Annotated in this window: 15 protein-coding genes; 3 read left to right on the forward strand and 12 right to left on the reverse strand. The window is 58.2% G+C overall.

The genetic code is table 11. From position 1 onward, the window contains the following. The first annotated feature begins 2 nt into the window (after positions 1-2). The gene (locus NH461_RS16055; protein WP_261601274.1) at positions 3-1208 is read left to right on the forward strand and encodes a uroporphyrinogen-III C-methyltransferase; all 1206 of its coding nucleotides are present in this window, start codon (positions 3-5) and stop codon (positions 1206-1208) included. Next, on the forward strand, positions 1205-2392 hold the full coding sequence (locus NH461_RS16060) for a heme biosynthesis HemY N-terminal domain-containing protein (RefSeq protein WP_261601275.1): 1188 nt from the start codon (positions 1205-1207) through the stop codon (positions 2390-2392). Before NH461_RS16055 ends, NH461_RS16060 begins: the two co-directional genes overlap by 4 nt. A 379-nt stretch (positions 2393-2771) precedes the next feature. On the opposite strand, the gene NH461_RS16065 is transcribed toward NH461_RS16060, so the two are convergent. From NH461_RS16065 to NH461_RS16075, 3 genes are all read right to left on the reverse strand, one after another. Then, positions 2772-3194, reverse strand: coding sequence for a hypothetical protein (locus NH461_RS16065; RefSeq protein WP_261601276.1), 423 nt, complete (start codon positions 3192-3194; stop codon positions 2772-2774). A 76-nt stretch (positions 3195-3270) separates the two neighbouring features. After that, positions 3271-4041: a class I SAM-dependent methyltransferase gene (locus NH461_RS16070; RefSeq protein ID WP_261601277.1), complete on the reverse strand. Its 771-nt coding sequence runs from the start codon at positions 4039-4041 to the stop codon at positions 3271-3273. A gap of 69 nt (positions 4042-4110) precedes the next feature. Then, on the reverse strand, positions 4111-7248 hold the full coding sequence (locus NH461_RS16075) for a bifunctional diguanylate cyclase/phosphodiesterase (RefSeq protein WP_261601278.1): 3138 nt from the start codon (positions 7246-7248) through the stop codon (positions 4111-4113). Positions 7249-7365: 117 nt separating this feature from the next. Here NH461_RS16075 and asnC point away from each other — a divergent pair, with 117 nt between their 5' ends. Then, positions 7366-7827, forward strand: a complete 462-nt coding sequence (gene asnC / locus NH461_RS16080; RefSeq protein ID WP_261601279.1) for a transcriptional regulator AsnC — start codon at positions 7366-7368, stop codon at positions 7825-7827. 99 nt (positions 7828-7926) lie between these two features. Here asnC and hemB read toward each other — a convergent pair whose 3' ends face one another. The 9 genes from hemB to rmuC form a co-directional block, all read right to left on the reverse strand. Then, a complete protein-coding gene (gene hemB, locus NH461_RS16085; protein WP_261601280.1) occupies positions 7927-8985 on the reverse strand; it encodes a porphobilinogen synthase in 1059 nt (352 codons plus the stop codon). A gap of 117 nt (positions 8986-9102) precedes the next feature. Further along, positions 9103-9882 (reverse strand): 3'-5' ssDNA/RNA exonuclease TatD, encoded by a 780-nt coding sequence (tatD, locus tag NH461_RS16090; RefSeq protein WP_261601281.1) that lies wholly within the window; start codon positions 9880-9882, stop codon positions 9103-9105. 84 nt (positions 9883-9966) lie between these two features. After that, positions 9967-10734 carry a Sec-independent protein translocase subunit TatC gene (gene tatC / locus NH461_RS16095; RefSeq protein ID WP_261601282.1) on the reverse strand — a complete coding sequence of 256 codons (768 nt, stop codon included), beginning with the start codon at positions 10732-10734 and terminating at the stop codon, positions 9967-9969. 10 nt (positions 10735-10744) lie between these two features. Next, positions 10745-11092, reverse strand: a complete 348-nt coding sequence (tatB, locus tag NH461_RS16100) for a Sec-independent protein translocase protein TatB (protein ID WP_261601283.1) — start codon at positions 11090-11092, stop codon at positions 10745-10747. Positions 11093-11095: 3 nt separating this feature from the next. Next, entirely contained in the window at positions 11096-11341 is a 246-nt protein-coding gene (gene tatA / locus NH461_RS16105) for a Sec-independent protein translocase subunit TatA (protein ID WP_261601284.1), read from the reverse strand. A 66-nt stretch (positions 11342-11407) separates the two neighbouring features. Further along, complete coding sequence (ubiB, locus tag NH461_RS16110; protein ID WP_261602933.1) at positions 11408-13042, reverse strand: ubiquinone biosynthesis regulatory protein kinase UbiB; 1635 nt, start codon at positions 13040-13042, stop codon at positions 11408-11410. Then, entirely contained in the window at positions 13042-13653 is a 612-nt protein-coding gene (locus NH461_RS16115; protein WP_261601285.1) for an SCP2 domain-containing protein, read from the reverse strand. Before NH461_RS16115 ends, ubiB begins: the two co-directional genes overlap by 1 nt. Positions 13654-13660: 7 nt before the next feature. After that, a complete protein-coding gene (gene ubiE / locus NH461_RS16120; protein WP_261601286.1) occupies positions 13661-14416 on the reverse strand; it encodes a bifunctional demethylmenaquinone methyltransferase/2-methoxy-6-polyprenyl-1,4-benzoquinol methylase UbiE in 756 nt (251 codons plus the stop codon). A 72-nt stretch (positions 14417-14488) separates the two neighbouring features. Beyond that, a complete protein-coding gene (gene rmuC / locus NH461_RS16125) occupies positions 14489-16054 on the reverse strand; it encodes a DNA recombination protein RmuC (protein ID WP_261601287.1) in 1566 nt (521 codons plus the stop codon). Positions 16055-16122 lie beyond the last annotated feature (68 nt).

Raw genomic sequence — 16122 nt, forward strand, 5'->3', positions numbered from 1 at the left:
GGATGACTGATAAAAAAACCAATAATGAAAACCCTGCGGATCGCAACCAGTCGGCAGCGGGAAAAACAACGGACAAACCAGGTCAAGCAAGTGCCCCGACCCAAGCACCGGACACCGGAGCCACCAAGGACAAGGCAGCCCAGGCGAAGACCCCACCCCCGGCCCAGCCAGCCGAAGCCAAAGGCGGCAACAAAATGGGTGCCATCGCCATTGCGCTGGTGATTGCCCTCGGTGCCGGCCTGTATTACCACGGCCACCAGCAGACCCTGACCCAGAACGCCAAAATGGCCGCTCTGGAGCTCCAGCTCGCCAACATGAAGGGCGAGTTGAAAGACACCATTTCATCCAGCCAGCAAGCGACCCTGAACAAAGTCGAAACCAGCCTGCAACGCACCGACGTCTCGCTGTCGCAGCAGAACAAATCGATCACCAGCCTGCAAATGGCGCTGTCGGAAATGAAAGGCCGCCGTCCGAACGACTGGCTGCTGGCCGAAGCCGACTACCTGGTGAAAATGGCCGGGCGCAAACTCTGGCTGGAGCATGACACCGCCAGTGCGACTATTTTACTCGAATCGGCTGATCACCGGATTGCCGAGCTGAACGACCCGAGCCTGACCCCGATCCGCGAAGCCATGCACAGCGATATCACGTCGCTGAAAGCCGTGGCCCGCATCGACCGTGACGGTCTGGTGCTGCGCCTGACCAGCCTGCAGGAAGCCGTACCGGCGCTGCCGCTGGCCAATGCCGTGCTGGCTGACGTGGTTCCGGAAGAGTCCGCGGCCGTCTCGACCTCAGTCGATGACTGGAAAACCAACCTGATGACCTCGCTGAAGAACTTCAGCGAACACTTCGTGACCTACCGCACCCGGGACGGCAGCGTGATCCCGCTGCTGTCGCCGAAGCAGGACTTCTACCTGCAGGAAAACATCAAGTCCAAGCTGGAAACCGCTATCAAGGCTGTGTACCGCGAGCAGGGCGATCTGTACCGCAAATCGCTGCTAATGGCCAAAGACTGGGCTGAGCAGTTCTACGACATGGAAGATCCGGCAGCGCAGAGCTTCGTCAACACGCTCCAGGCCCTGGCCCAGGAAACGGTGGAAGTCAGCTACCCGAACAAGCTGAAGTCACAGCCGCTGCTGACCCAGGCCATCGGTGAGCGCGTGCGCCAGCAAGTGAAACCCCTGAGCACTGAGGAGAATCCGGCATGATCAAACTGTTACTCCTGGTGGCGGCCCTGATCGCCGGGATTGTCGCCGGACCGATGCTGGCCGGTAACCAAGGCTACGTGCTGATTTCCGTCGCCAACCAGACCCTGGAAATGAGCATCACCACCCTGATCCTGCTGGTGATTGTGCTGTTCGGACTGTTCTTCCTGCTGGAAACCCTGCTCAAGCGCCTGCTGTCGCTGAGCAGCAGCACCCGCGGCTGGCTGAGCGGCCGTAAAACCCGCAACGCCCGCCGCCAGACCGCCGATGGCCTGGTCAAGGTGATCGAAGGGGACTGGAAGCACGCCGAGAAGCTGGTCGTCAAAGCGGCTAAGTACAGTGATGCCCCGCTGCTGAACTATCTGGCAGCGGCCGAAGCCGCCCAGAGCCAGGGCGATACCAGTCAGCGTGACGAATATCTGCGCCTGGCCGCGAAAGTGGACAGCCAGAGCCTGGCCCTGGCGCTGACCCGCGCCAAGCTACTGTGCCGTCAGGAGCAATACGAACAAGCGGTTGCCACCTTACAGGATCTTCGCCATGAGCACAGCCGCAACCCGGTGGTCCTGAACCTGCTGAAAGCCTGCTACCTCAAGCTGGAAGACTGGAAACCCCTGCTGGCCCTGCTACCGCATTTGGAAAAACAGGGGCTGGTCGACGTGGCTGAAGCAGACCAGCTGCGGATCAAAGCCGAGTGCGGCGTGATGAGCCATATCACCCAGCAACACGGCAGCGACGGCCTGATGGGGCACTGGAACAGCCTGAGCCGCAAGGACAAGCAACGTCCGGAGCTGATCGCCTGCTTCGTCAAACTGATGAGCAGCCACAGCGCCGACAGCGAAGCCTATACCGTGCTGCGGGATGCGCTGAAAAAGAGCAATGATGACGATCTGATCGAGCTGGTACCAGCCCTCAATCTGGCCGATTACCACCCGGCGATTGTCCGCCTGCAGGATCTGCTGCGCTATGACAGCAGCAACCCGAGCACCCACAGTGCGCTGGGTCAGTTGCTGATGCGTGAGGGTAAGTGGGAAGAAGCCAAAACCCATTTCGAGAAAGCCATTGAGCTACGCCCGAATGTGGAAGATTACGGCCACCTGGTCGAAGTGCTGGAAAAACTCAATGACAGCCAGGGTGCCGCCGACTTATCCCGCCAAGCCCTGACACTGGCATTACCCGCCAAGAGTTAACAAAATCACAACATAACATTTTGTCTCAAAAAGCACCCGGAAGGGTGCTTTTTTGTACTGATTTGTAAGGGAATATATTCCAAAATCCGATATATTGTATCCAACTGTTAACAGCCATTTCATCTTATAACTGTCCCATTGCTAGCATAATGTAAAAGTTATTCAATACCGACTCTCATTGCTAACAGATGGATAACTAACGATGGATATGCTTCCTTGGTTAATCGTATCTGGCATCATCGTTTCTGTGATCACCTGTCTGATGACTGCGGTACTGATCAAAGAGTCGTAAGTTGCCTGTAAAAAAGGCCTCCATCTGTGGAGGCCTTTTTTTTCAAATCGATCATGTCCGCTGTCCGGACACATATCTCCGGGCGAACTAAGCCAGCTTCACGGCGCGCTTGGCCTTGGCCAGCACCTTCTCGTAACGCTTGACGGCCTTGGCCGCTTTCTTCAGCCGTTTATTTTTCTTTTTCGCCAGTTTCTTCAGTTTCCTGATCTGTTTTTTCCCCAGCGATACGGCCAGCTCTGCCGGTACCATCGACTCCCTGTGCCCGTGAGATGAAGCCAGGGCAAGCGCCGGTGACGCCACAACAGGGGCAGCCGGAACCGGCGCCGGACGTGGCGCCTTCGTAATCGGCTTGGGTAACTGCAGCGAGCTGGGTTTACACAGATATCCTTTCTCGCTGGCCGAGCGGGCGCAACTGCGGCAGACAAACTTCGGCTCGCTGACGATCCGGCTGATCACCGCAAACTGATCGGCAATCTCTGCCCGGCGGTATTTACATAACGACTTTGCCATCCCCGATGACTTCCTCACTCAAATCCAACTGATGCCATGCCCGGATTATCACCGCCGGAACGGCGGTGGCAAAGCATTATTTCATGGCCGCGATCACATAGACATCAAAGCGATTTTTCTTGGTTTCAATCGCCGTGGACGGCGCCTGACCTGCCAGGTATTCGGCATAGTCCGGCCGCTTGACCACCACTCGCTTGGTCGCCAGCGCCAGCGCCGGGGCCAGCAAGACATCCGCGTCATCATCCGCTCCGACCAGGGTCTGAAATACCCGCATCTCTTTTTTCACCAACGCCGATTTTTTCTTATGCGGATACATGGGGTCGAGATACACCACATCCGGCGCAGCAAAATCCGGATCCTGCGCCAGCAGGGCCAGCGCGTCCTGGCTCGAGGCATGCGACAGACTCAGCCGCTCGCACACCCAGGCCCCGATTTCCGGATCCTGCTGGGCCCGGTGTAACCCGTCTTCCAGCAATGCCGCCACCACCGGATTCCGTTCGACCATATGTACCCGGCAGCCCAGCGAAGCCAGCACGAAGGCATCCCGCCCGAGTCCGGCGGTCCCATCCACCACCGACGGCATCACCCCGCCTTTCAGGCCAACCGCCTTGGCAATTGCCTGACCCCGGCCGCCGCCGAATTTGCGCCGGTGGGCAGCCGCGCCCCCGGCAAGATCGACATACACGGCCCCAAGCTTGGGCTCGTCCCGTTTGTGCAGCTCCAGCCGCTCGGCCGTGAGCACCAGCGCAAAGTTGCTGTCCGGATCATGGCGCAATCCCCAGCGTTGGGCGAGGGCGTCCAGCGCAGGCTGGCGATCAGGGGTTTCACAAATTAAAGCTAGTTGCACTGCAATCTCCGGTGTCTGGTTAAGGCTTCTGGTTGGCGCGATCAGTCCCGCGCTGAGGCCGGGAGCGGATTATAGCACTGCCGCCGAGCGTTGGTGCAACTGGCTGACCAGGGCCGCCAACGGCTGCGGCTTGCCAAACAGGTATCCCTGGGCATAGTCGACGCCCAGGGTGTCGAGCCGGGCCAGAATCGCCTCGTTCTCGACAAATTCCGCCACCGTCTGCTTGCCCATTTTCTTGGCCAGGCCGTTAATGGCCTGCACCATCGCGAAGTCCATGTCATCATCGAGGATGTCACGCACGAACATGCCGTCGATCTTGATGATGTCGACCGGCATGCGTTTGAGATAACCGAACGAAGACAGCCCGGAGCCAAAATCATCCAACGAGATCAGGCATCCCAGCGCTTTGAGCTGGGTAAACAGGTGAATCGCTTCGCTGAGGTTGCCGATCGCTGCCGTCTCGGTGATCTCCAGGCAAATCTTGCCGGGCGGCAGCCCAGAGGTGCGGATTTTTTCAATCAGGAACCCGACAAACTCGCGATTGCCCATCGACTGGCCCGACAGGTTAATGGCACAACGCGCCAGCGAGTCGACCGCCGTCGGGTGCGCCACCAGCCAGTCCAGCGTGGCATTGACCACATAACGGTCAATCAGGTGGGCCAGGTGATAGCGCTCAGCCGCCGGCATAAACAACCCGGGCGACACCATCTCCCCCTGGCTGTCGCGGATTCGAACCAGGATTTCATAATGATGGGTATCCTGCGCCCCGCTCAGCGGCACGATTTGCTGCGCATGCAGCTCCAGCCGCTCTTCGGCCAGCGCCTTGCGGATCAGGGTCACACACTCCATCTCCAGCTCCCGGCGCTTGAGCTCCTCATCATCCGGATGATAAAGGTGCAGCCGGTTGCGTCCTTCATCTTTGGCGGCATAACAGGCGGTGTCGGCCTGCGCGTGCACCTGCTGGGTCGAGCCGGCGGTGTCATCAATCAGACGGATCCCGATGGAGCCGCTGAAACTGAAGCGGGTGTTTTGCCAGTAAAACTCGGCTTTATCCAGCAACTGCAGGATCTGCTCGCCCAGTGCCAGCGCTTCGGGCGCATCGCAATGAAAGAGCACAATGGCAAACTCATCGCCGCCGAGGCGCGACAGCACGGATTTCTCCGGCAAGATACCACGCAGCAACAAGGCAACCTGCTTCAGCGCTTCGTCCCCGGCGGCATGGCCGGCAGTGTCGTTAATCACCCGGAACTGATCCAGATCGATATAAAACATCGCATGGCGGGTCCCGTGCTCCCGGGCCTGTTGCAGTACCATCTCCAGCCGCTGCTCAAAATAGTTACGGTTGTAGAGATCGGTCAGGGGGTCGTGATTGGCCCGGTATTCCAGCTCGGCTTCCAATGCCCGGGTCGAGGAAATATCTTCCCCGACCAACAGCAACTGCCGCTTGGACTGGGTCGGACGAATGGTCTCCCGGATCCAGACCGTGCGGCCATCGGCACAGCGATAGCGCAACTGGCGACGCCAGACCTGCTGGGCATCACTCTCACGCGCTCCGGCAATGAACTGCTGCGGCAACGGCACCTCGTCCTGGTAGAAATCGGTCACCTTGTGGCCGAGCAGCTGGCGTTTGTCGTAACCGAGCAGCTCCGCGGCAAACTGATTCACCGACTGGATCCGGGACTGGCTATCGATGGCCAGCAAAATCACCGGCTGCTGCTCATAGAGCAGCCGGTAGCTGACTTCCCGCTCGCGCAACTTCTCTTCCATCTGATGGCGGGATGTGACGTCCCGGGCTTCAAACAGCAGCTGCTCATGCGCGCCGACGGAGGCCGGCATCCGTTTCATCGCCAAATCCAGTACCCGGCGGCCGTCTTCCTGGCTCTGGATTTCCACCTCCATCCGGATCCGCTGATCAGCCCAGGCCGACTGAAAGCCCTGGCTCAACCGGGTGGCCGTGTCCTGATCCCAGCAATGCCAACGCCAGATCGCGCGGTCATATTTCATCGCCGCGCGCCCCACCAGCTGCTGCAGCGCCAGATTACCGGACAGCAGCTTACCGCCGTCATCCAGGATCCCGATAAACTGGAAGCTCTGATCAAACACCCCTTCGAACAGGGCACGGCTTTGCTGCAACTTGGCCTCACTCTTGCGCAGCCGGCGAATAAACAGGCTGAGGAACACAATAATCGCGACCATCACCACCAGCACCACGGCCATGATCCGCAGCTCCCGGTTATAGCGCTCATACCAGCTCAGGGGCTTGTTCAGTACCACCCCGGCTTCCGGCTCAATCAAGCCCCATCTCTGGAGGGCCTGATGGTTGAAGGTCGCCTGGTTGGCACTGGAAATAAAATAGGGATAAGTCTGGATGTCTCCCTGCACGATCCGCAGCAACAGCTCGCCGACCTGGCTGCCCTTGGACAAGGCGCCGCCCAGCATGCCGCCCACCGCGCCATGCTCAATCAGCTGGCTGTACGACGAATACACCGGGGCATTTGCATGTTTCACCAGGGTCTGGATGAAGGGGACATTGTCCATGTAATGTCCTTGGCTATCGATAAAATAGCTGAGGTACAACAGGGCAGAATGCGCCGGCAACTGCGCCGACCGGACGAAAACATCTTCAAATCGGCCCTGGTTGATACGGTGGACGGTCACGTTGGACGGGTGCGTGGCGACATACTCAGCAATCCCCCGCCACATCGCATTGCCGGTATAGGTATTGTCGGCCAGCACATAAATTTGTTGCAGGTCCGGCTGGACCGACAGGGCCAGGGCGATATTATCCGACGGCTCGGTGATATCCAGCACCCCGGCCACCTTGCTCAGCCGCGCATGCCGGTCCGGGGCGTAATCGTCGATGCCGGTCATGATGACCGGCGTGTTGCCCACTTCCTCCGCCAGCTCGTTGACCAGCCACAAGGCGTGGTCATCCGTCACCACAATGGCCTTGTAGGTCTCCCGGCTCAGCTTGGTGCGGTAGATATCCAGCAACTCCTGCAGGTAGCTTTGCGACTGATAGCGTTTGCTGTCCATGTAGCTCACCTGGAGCGACACGCCGTGCGGCCGGACCGCGGCATCAATCCCGTCCTGCAGGGCATCCGTCCAGCCCATCCCCCGGTGGTAGGAATGGATCACCAGCGTCTCTTTCTCATAGGCCAGCGCGGGTGCCGCCAGCAGTACCATCAAAAAAGCAATAAAGCGCATAAGCTGTCAGGGTTCCTGTGGGTCAACGTTCGCACCAGGACGGATTTCAGTCGCGACGAGAAGTCGCACAGTATAAGATATGACCGGTATCGGATAAACAACAGACACAGGAAAACCATGACCCAGCCGCCACGGATTGATGACTTAGACCGCGATATTCTCAATGCGCTGATGAACGATGCCCGGATCCCTTATGCCGAAATGGCGAAGCGCTTTCAGGTCAGCCCGGCAACGGTTCACGTCCGGGTCGAAAAGATGCGGGCCGCCAACATCATCACCGGCACCGAAGTGGTGATCAATCCCAAGTTGCTCGGCTATGACGTGTGCTGCTTTATCGGCATCAACCTCAATGCCGCCCGGGATTACCACTCGGCCCTCGCCAAGCTCAACGAGCTCGATGAAGTCGTGGAGGCCTACTACACCACCGGGGCGTACAATATTTTCGTCAAGCTGATGTGCAAGTCGATTGAAGAGCTGCAATATGTACTGATCGACAAGCTGCAGGCCATTGACGAAGTGCAATCCACGGAAACCCTGATTTCGCTGCAAAACCCGATCAACCGCAACGTCAAACCCTGATCGCCGGGCGCCGCCATCATCCGACCGTGTCGGCGCAGAGACAAAAAAAGGGTTGATGCCGCAACATCAACCCTGAGTCTGATTCTGATCTCGCCCGCCTTACTCGGCGTTATTGCCATTCTCATCGAGCGCAGCCTTGCGCGCGGCACCTTCTTCGGCCAGCCACTCGGCCACCGGCTTGGCAAAGTAAGTCAGAATACCGTCCGCCCCGGCGCGCTTAAAGCACAACAGGGATTCCATCACGGTTTCACGCTCTTTCAGCCAGCCATTCTGGATTGCCGCCATGTGCATCGCGTACTCCCCCGACACCTGGTAGGCAAAGGTCGGCACCTGCAGCTCGCTCTTCACCCGACGCACCACGTCCAGATACGGCATGCCCGGCTTGACCATCACCATGTCGGCCCCTTCATTGATATCCATCGCCACTTCATGCAGCGCTTCATCGCTGTTGGCCGGATCCATTTGATAGGTCTTCTTGTCACCGCCTTTGAGGTTCGCCGCTGAGCCGACCGCATCGCGGAACGGGCCATAGTAGTGCGAGGCATACTTGGCCGAATAGGCCATGATTTGGGTGTGAATGTGGCCCGCTTCTTCCAGCGCAGCACGGATCGCCCCGATGCGGCCGTCCATCATGTCTGACGGGGCCACGACATCCGCCCCGGCTTCGGCATGAGACAATGCCTGCTTGATCAGCACTTCAGTCGTCACGTCGTTCATCACGTACCCGTCGTCATCAATGATGCCGTCCTGGCCGTGGGTGGTGAACGGGTCCAGTGCCACATCGGTGATCACGCCCATTTGCGGCACATGCTCTTTGAGCAGGCGCACGGCACGCTGCACCAGACCTTCCGGGTTATGGGCCTCGGCGGCACACACGCTCTTGAAATCCTGGGACACGACCGGGAACAGGGCAATCGCCGGCACCCCCAGCTTGGCCAGATACTCGGCTTCCAGCAACATCAGATCAATCGACAGACGTTCCACGCCCGGCATGGATTCCACGGCTTCACGGCGGTTTTTGCCCATCAGGATAAACATCGGATAGATCAAATCATCGGCTGAGATCTGGTTTTCAGCGATCAGACGGCGAGTGAACTCATGCTTACGAATACGACGCATACGGCGTGCCGGAAACGCGCCCTGAATAGATACTGACACTGCATACTCCTTCATGGTTGGTTCGCGGGTACGGCGAGGGGATCGCAGCCTGGCTGCGCCAGCATCGTACCCAGCGGAATTTGCTCGATCATACCATCGTCGGCCCGCTTTCGGAGGTCAGATGGCGAAAAATGCCTTGGTTGTCGCACAAGATTGTTTCATCACAGTCGCTGCGTCCTGCCCCCGGCACTCGGCGATCACCCCGGCGATATGCGGCAGATACTTCGGCTCATTGCGGCTGGATTTCGGCTTCGGGCGATAGTCCCGCGGCAACAGATACGGGCAGTCGGTTTCGATCATCAGCCGCGCATCGGGGATCAGCCCGACCAGCGCGCGCAACTCGGTGCCGCGGCGCTCATCACAGACCCAGCCGGTAATGCCGATATGCAGATCCAAATCCAGGCACTCCCGAAGCTCGGCTTCACTGCCGGTGAAGCAATGCAGCACCGCAGCCGGCAGCTGGTCGCGCCAGGGTTTGAGGATCGCAACAAACCGCGGATGGGCATCACGGCAGTGCATGAACACCGGCAGGTTCAGTTCAGCGGCCAGTGCCAGCTGGGCTTCAAACACCGCTTCCTGCTGCGGGCGTGGTGAGAAATCGCGGTTGAAATCCAGCCCGCATTCGCCCACAGCCACCACCGCCGGCTCGCCCGCCAACGCCCGGATTTCCGGCAGGGTCAGGTCAGCTACGGTTTTGGCATCGTGCGGATGCACCCCGGCGGTACTGTAGCAGTACCCCGGCCACTGCCGGGCCAGTGCCAGCGCGTCGCGGCTTTCCGCAATGCTGGTCCCGGTCAGGATCAGCCCCTCGACCCCGGCCGCCTGCGCGCGGGCCACCACGTCGTCCCGATCTTTATCAAACCGGCTGTTGGTCAGGTTCACCCCGATATCAATCATGCTGTGTTATCCGTGTTGTGTTCATCCGGGGCCATTTTGCCATAAAAAAACCGGCCGGAGCCGGTTCTTCTCGAACGTTCGCGATTAATCGCCGTCGCGCCCGGCCGTTTCAGTTTCGTCTTCTTCTGCTACTTCCCGGACATAAAAACGGGCGCAGAACAGGCCTACTTCAAACAGCAGGCACATCGGGACGGCCAGCAATGTCTGGGAAATAATATCCGGCGGGGTCAGCATCATCCCGACCACAAAGGCACCCACAATAATGTACGGCCGCTTCTGGCGCAGGCTTTGCGGATCCGTCGCGCCGGTCCAGCACAGCAGGATAATGGCCACCGGGATCTCAAAGGCAATCCCGAACGCCAGGAACAGGGCCAGCACAAAATCGAGGTAACTGGCGATGTCCGTGGCCACCTGCACCCCTTCCGGGGCAATACTGGTAAAAAAGCCGAACACCAGCGGGAACACGACAAAGTAGGCAAAGGCGACCCCGGCGTAGAACAGCAGTGAGCTGGAAAACAGCAACGGCATGATCAACCGGCGTTCATGCTTATACAAACCCGGCGCGATAAAAGCCCAGACCTGATAGAGGATCATCGGCACCGCGACAAACACGGACGTCACCAGAGTCAGCTTGATCGGCGTAAAGAAGGGGGAAGCCACATCGGTCGCAATCATGCTGGCGCCTTCCGGCAATCGCTCTACCAGCGGTGCCGACAGGAAAGCATAAATATCGTTGGCGAACCACACCAACCCCAGAAAGACCAGGAAGACACTCAGAATAGAGCGCAGCAGCCGATTCCGCAGCTCGATCAAATGGCTGAACAACGGTTGCGTTTCTTCAACGGTAGACATAGCGATGTAATTAATCCTGCTTATGAGAAGTGGTTGCTGAGGCTCGCTCGTTGTTGTCTGCTTTATCGGCATACGGGCGCTGTACATCGGCAGCGGCCTGCTTGAGTTCTTCTACCGAATTACGCAGTTCCGGTGACAGATCTTTCATGCCCATTTGCTCTGCTTTTCTCAGATTTTCCTGCAGCTCCTGGATTTTCATCTCCTGGGACAGTTCATCCTTGACCGCATTCGCCATATTCCGAGCAGCGCCTACCCAGCGCGATACCGAACGGATCGCGACAGGCAGACGTTCCGGCCCCAGTACGACCAATCCCACCACGGAGATCAGTATTAACTCCCAGAACCCGATATCAAACACGTGTTAAACCTGCTCTTTATCTTTCTGGCTCTTCTGAGCCTGCTCGCCCTGACCATCGGCCAGTTTCTTCTGCTCGAAATCCGCATCTGCGTCTTTCTTGGCAGTTGTGTCCTCATCACCGATGGCTTTTTTGAACCCTTTGACTGCCGAACCGAGATCGCCGCCCAGCGAACGCAGCTTCTTGGTGCCGAACAGCAGCACAATGATCAATGCAATGATGAGCAATTGCCAGATACTAATACCACCCATGCTTGTTTTACCTCTGCGAATTATGGTTGATCACAAAATGATATATATTAAAGCCTACTTTAACCGCTATTTGCGGCAAGCACGCCATCCGAGTAACCAAAACGTGACCCCTGTTACGGCTGAAAGCGCCGGATAAGTTTCAATCTGATTACTAAAAAGTATGGCAGAACATACAACCAGGGTCGCACCAATGCCAAAATAGAATCTCGCCTGGCCCTGATAGCGCCGACTGGCCATGAAATTGTCGTACAGGGTATCAATGCGCTGGTTCAATGCATTGCCCTGGCGCAAACTATCGTAAATGAGTTCCGGCAATTCTGGTAATTTCTCGGCCCAGAACGGCGCCCGGGTCTTGACCCCTTCGATCACGGCTTGCGGCCCGACCTGACGCGACATCCAGTCTTCCAGAAACGGCTTGGCGGTCACCCACAGATCCAGCTGCGGATACAGCTGTCGGCCCAACCCTTCAACGTAGAGCAGGGTTTTCTGCAGCAGCACCAGTTGCGGCTGCACTTCCATATGAAAGCGGCGCGCGGTATTAAACAGGTTCAGCAACACATGGCCGAACGAAATTTCCGCCAGCGGCTTTTCAAAAATCGGCTCGCACACCGTGCGGATCGCGAACTCAAAATCATCGATATTGGTGTTTTTCGGCACCCAGCCCGAATCCACATGCAGCTCCGCCACCTTGCGGTAGTCGCGGTGGAAAAACGCCAGCAGGTTCTCGGCCAGGTAGCGCTTGTCTTCGCGGTTCAGCGTCCCAACGATGCCGCAGTCGAGGGCAATCCACTGCGGATTCTGCGGGTTTTTCCGCGAAACGAAAATATTGCCCGGGTGCATGTCGGCATGGAAAAAACTGTCACGGAACACCTGGGTGAAAAAGACCGTCACCGCATTTTCCGACAGCACTTTCAGATCCGTGCCGTTGGCCACCAGCGCCTCGATATCCGACACCTGAATGCCGTAAATCCGCTCCATCACCAGCAGCCGCTCGCTGCTGAGATCCGAGTAGACTTCCGGCACATAGAGCATATCGCTACCTTCAAAATTGCGCCGTAGCTGGATCCCGTTGGCCGCTTCGCGCATCAGGTTCAGCTCATCGAGCAAGGTGCGCTCATATTCGCGGATCACTTCCACCGGACGCAACCGACGCGCTTCAGGCCAGGCTCGAGCCACAATCCGGGCCATCCGGTACATCAGTTTGATGTCCGCCTGGATCACCGGCAGGATGTCCGGGCGGATCACCTTGAGCACTACCTCGCGCCCGTCAGATTTCAGGGTCGCGGTATGAACCTGGGCAATCGACGCCGAGGCCAGCGGGGTTTCATCAAAGTCATCAAACCAGGTTTCCAGCGGCCCGCCCAACGACTGCTCCATCTGCTGCTTGGCCAGCTTACCGTCAAACGGGGCCACCTGATCCTGCAGCATCGCCAGCTGATCGGCGATATGCGGCGGAAACAGATCGCGCCGGGTCGACATCATCTGACCAAACTTGATCCAGACCGGTCCCAGCTCCTGTAAGGCAAGACGCAGGCGCACGCCCAAAGGCTGATCGGCATATTCGTTCTTCATCCAGAACAGCGACTTGCGCATCATCTTCGGCAGCTTGACCCGCGGATCATCGGGCAGGAAATCATCCAGCCCGTAACGCAGCTTCACCGCCGTGATCTGATAGAGGCGCTTAAATTCCGATGAGGTCATCATACAGCAGCACGCTCCAGGATCTGGTTCAGGCGCGACTCGAGCCGGGCCACATCGGTGCGTAGATCATCGACCTGATCGGCAAAATACGCCACTTCCAGCGCCTGCGGCGCCAGTCGCCACTCTTCGGTAATGACTTCGGCCAGATCCCGCTGACGACGCTCGACACCGCGACGGATCGTCTCGACGCCGTTTTTAAGGCCGCTGACGACCGTGTGGGCCACGATATCACCGGTATATTGCGATAATATTTCGGCGACATCCGGCTTTAAGCCACTGAGAAACGAGGAAAATTGCTGAGCCAACTGAATATCGCCGTCAAGCGAAAGCTTATCGGCCTTGATCAGCTGGGTCAGGTTGGCCTGCTGGCGCAACTCCGGCAGCACGCTGAGATTCAACGCCAGACGACAGTCCACGTCCCCTTCATAGGCTGCCAGCACATCAATCTGCTGGCTGAAGATAAAAATCAACTGCTTGTTGAATTCATTCAGGGTCACGCTGATCGCTTTGCCGCGCAGGCGGGCCAGACGGCGCTGGCTGTCAGCATCGTCTTTGAGCAGCGCGTTGAGTGAGGTTTCAATGGCGCCGGTTACAAGAGCATCGATGGGCATAATATCCTCAGAATTTGTAGCCACGGTGCAGCGCGACAATCCCGCCGGTCAGGTTGTAGTAACGGGTCTGCTCAAAACCGGCCTCCTGCATCATCCCTTCCAGGGTGTCCTGATCCGGGTGCATGCGAATGGATTCAGCCAAATAACGGTAACTGTCAGCATCGTTGGCGATCAACTCACCCATTTTCGGCAACAGGTGGAACGAATAGGCGTCGTAGACTTTGGACAACGGCGCGAAGACCGGCTTGGAGAACTCCAGCACCAGCAGGCGGCCGCCCGGCTTGAGCACCCGGTACATCGAGCGCAGGGCTTTGTCTTTATCCGTCACGTTACGCAGGCAGAAACTGATGGTAATACAGTCGAAATAATCATCCGGAAACGGCAGCTCCTCAGCATTGGCCTGCACATAACCGATGTTGCCGACAATGCCGTTGTCGCGCATCTTGCTGCGGCCAACCTTGAGCATCGAGTTATTGATATCGGCCAGGATCACCTGCCCTTCATCGCCGACCATGCGCGAGAACTTGGCCGCCAGGTCGCCGGTACCACCGCCCAGATCCAGAACACGCTGGCCACGACGCACACCACTACAATCAATCGTAAACCGCTTCCACACCCGATGGATGCCCATCGACATCAGGTCATTCATGATGTCGTACTTGGTCGCTACCGAGTGGAAAACTTCTGCAACCAGCTCCGCTTTTTCGTCCTTGGCCACGGTGCGATAGCCAAAATGGGTTTTATCTTGTGTCGTGTCCGTCATGCTATTTCCGTCATGCTAACTCTCTGTATTGATCGGCTTAGTGTACTTGATGGCTGCGATTTGCTCAAAGCACTACGACAAATCATTTCCTGCCGATGTGGCCGCGATCCGGTCCATCGCAGCGTCCGGTGATGCCGGGGCCGCCCGCTCCCGCGCGAGCGTTGCCAAAGACTGCTCGGCCAGCGCCGGATTAATGTCCCGTTTCACTTCGACCCCGAGTGACTTGAAGCTCTCCGCCTGGCGGATCACATTCCCCCGGCCATGCACCAGTTTGTTCATCGCGCCCTGGTAGCTCTGGCTGGCCTTGTCCAGCGAGGCGCCGACCGCTTCCATATCGCAGACAAACAGCCGCAGCTTGTCGTACAACTTCCCGGCCCGCTCGGCGATCTGCTTGGCATTCTGATTCTGACGCTCGTTGCGCCACAGGTTATTGATGGTGCGCAGCGCCACCAGCAGGGTGGTCGGGCTGACCAGCATGATATTGTGCTCCATCGCATCGCGGATCAGCGCCGGGTCGGCTTCCACCGCCGCCTGGAAGGCCGGTTCGACCGGGATGAACATCAATACATAGTCGAGGCTGCGAATGCCGTGCAGCTGATGGTAGTCTTTGCGGCTCAGGCCGCGGATGTGGCTGCGGATCGAGGCGATATGCTCGCTCATCGCCAGCTCCTGCTCCGCCACGGTGTCGGCATTGAAAAAGCGCTCATAGGCGATCAGCGACATCTTGGCATCGATCACCACCTCTTTCTCCTGCGGCAGATGGACCACCACATCCGGCTGATAGCGCTTACCTTCTTCGTTTTCCAGGCTGATCTGGGTCTGGTACTCGTGGCCTTCTCGCAGTCCCGACTCGGTCAGCACCCGCGCCAGCACCACTTCGCCCCAGTTGCCCTGCGCTTTATTATCCCCTTTCAGGGCCTGGGTCAGGTTGACGGCTTCGCGCGCCATCTGCTCATTGAGCTGCTTGAGGTTGTTGATCTCATGCACCAGAGTATGGCGCTCGCGTGCTTCCTGGCTGAAGTTGTCGTTGACTTGTTTCTTGAACCCTTCCAACTGCTCACGCAGCGGGCCGAGCAGCGTCGCCAGACTGAGCTTATTCTGCTCATCCACACTACGGCTCTTTTGTTCAAACAACCGGTTGGCCAGGCTTTCAAACTGCACCCGCAGCCGCTCTTCGGCATTTTCCAGCAGCGCGATTTTCTCATCGGCGGCTTTTTGCTCTTCAAAATGGCGCGCTTCCTGCTCGCGCAGATCGGCTTCCAGCCCGGCATTGGCCATCCGGGCATTGTCCAGTTGCTCGCTCAGGTACTGTTTCTCGTTTTTCACCGCCTCAAAGTGGCGCATTTTCTCCAGCGCCGCGGCCAGCCGGGCGTGCATCTGGCGCAGCTCAGAAGTCAGGCGATCCCGCTCGACATCCAGCTCGTCGAGATCCTGGTTGCGCTCGGCTAACTGAGCACTGAGGTAGGCTTCCTGGCTCTGTGCCAGGCGCTGATCCGCCTCACTCTGCTGCTGGTACAGTGCCAGTTGCTGCGCCATGCGCCCTCTCATCCACAGCCCCGTGATCACGCTGGCCACCGTTGCCCCCGTCAGAGCAGCGACCACAGCTAGCCCGCTCCCTGTAAGCCACTCAGTTATCATTGATACCCAACCTTTATGACGCCAATTCAGCGCAGCCTGTCAGTACCGCGCCTGTTCTGTTTCAAGGG

Origin of the sequence: Photobacterium sp. TY1-4 (genome assembly GCF_025398175.1) — a bacterium.
Taxonomy (GTDB): Bacteria; Pseudomonadota; Gammaproteobacteria; order Enterobacterales; family Vibrionaceae; genus Photobacterium.

Coding starts and splice junctions, on each gene's coding strand:
- NH461_RS16055 (WP_261601274.1), top strand. CDS start 3: ATGACTGATAAAAAAACCAATAATGAAAACCCTGCGGATCGCAACCAG.
- NH461_RS16060 (WP_261601275.1), top strand. CDS start 1,205: ATGATCAAACTGTTACTCCTGGTGGCGGCCCTGATCGCCGGGATTGTC.
- NH461_RS16065 (WP_261601276.1), bottom strand. CDS start 3,194: ATGGCAAAGTCGTTATGTAAATACCGCCGGGCAGAGATTGCCGATCAG.
- NH461_RS16075 (WP_261601278.1), bottom strand. CDS start 7,248: ATGCGCTTTATTGCTTTTTTGATGGTACTGCTGGCGGCACCCGCGCTG.
- asnC (WP_261601279.1), top strand. CDS start 7,366: ATGACCCAGCCGCCACGGATTGATGACTTAGACCGCGATATTCTCAAT.
- tatD (WP_261601281.1), bottom strand. CDS start 9,882: ATGATTGATATCGGGGTGAACCTGACCAACAGCCGGTTTGATAAAGAT.
- tatC (WP_261601282.1), bottom strand. CDS start 10,734: ATGTCTACCGTTGAAGAAACGCAACCGTTGTTCAGCCATTTGATCGAG.
- tatA (WP_261601284.1), bottom strand. CDS start 11,341: ATGGGTGGTATTAGTATCTGGCAATTGCTCATCATTGCATTGATCATT.
- ubiB (WP_261602933.1), bottom strand. CDS start 13,042: ATGACCTCATCGGAATTTAAGCGCCTCTATCAGATCACGGCGGTGAAG.
- NH461_RS16115 (WP_261601285.1), bottom strand. CDS start 13,653: ATGCCCATCGATGCTCTTGTAACCGGCGCCATTGAAACCTCACTCAAC.
- ubiE (WP_261601286.1), bottom strand. CDS start 14,416: ATGACGGACACGACACAAGATAAAACCCATTTTGGCTATCGCACCGTG.
- rmuC (WP_261601287.1), bottom strand. CDS start 16,054: ATGATAACTGAGTGGCTTACAGGGAGCGGGCTAGCTGTGGTCGCTGCT.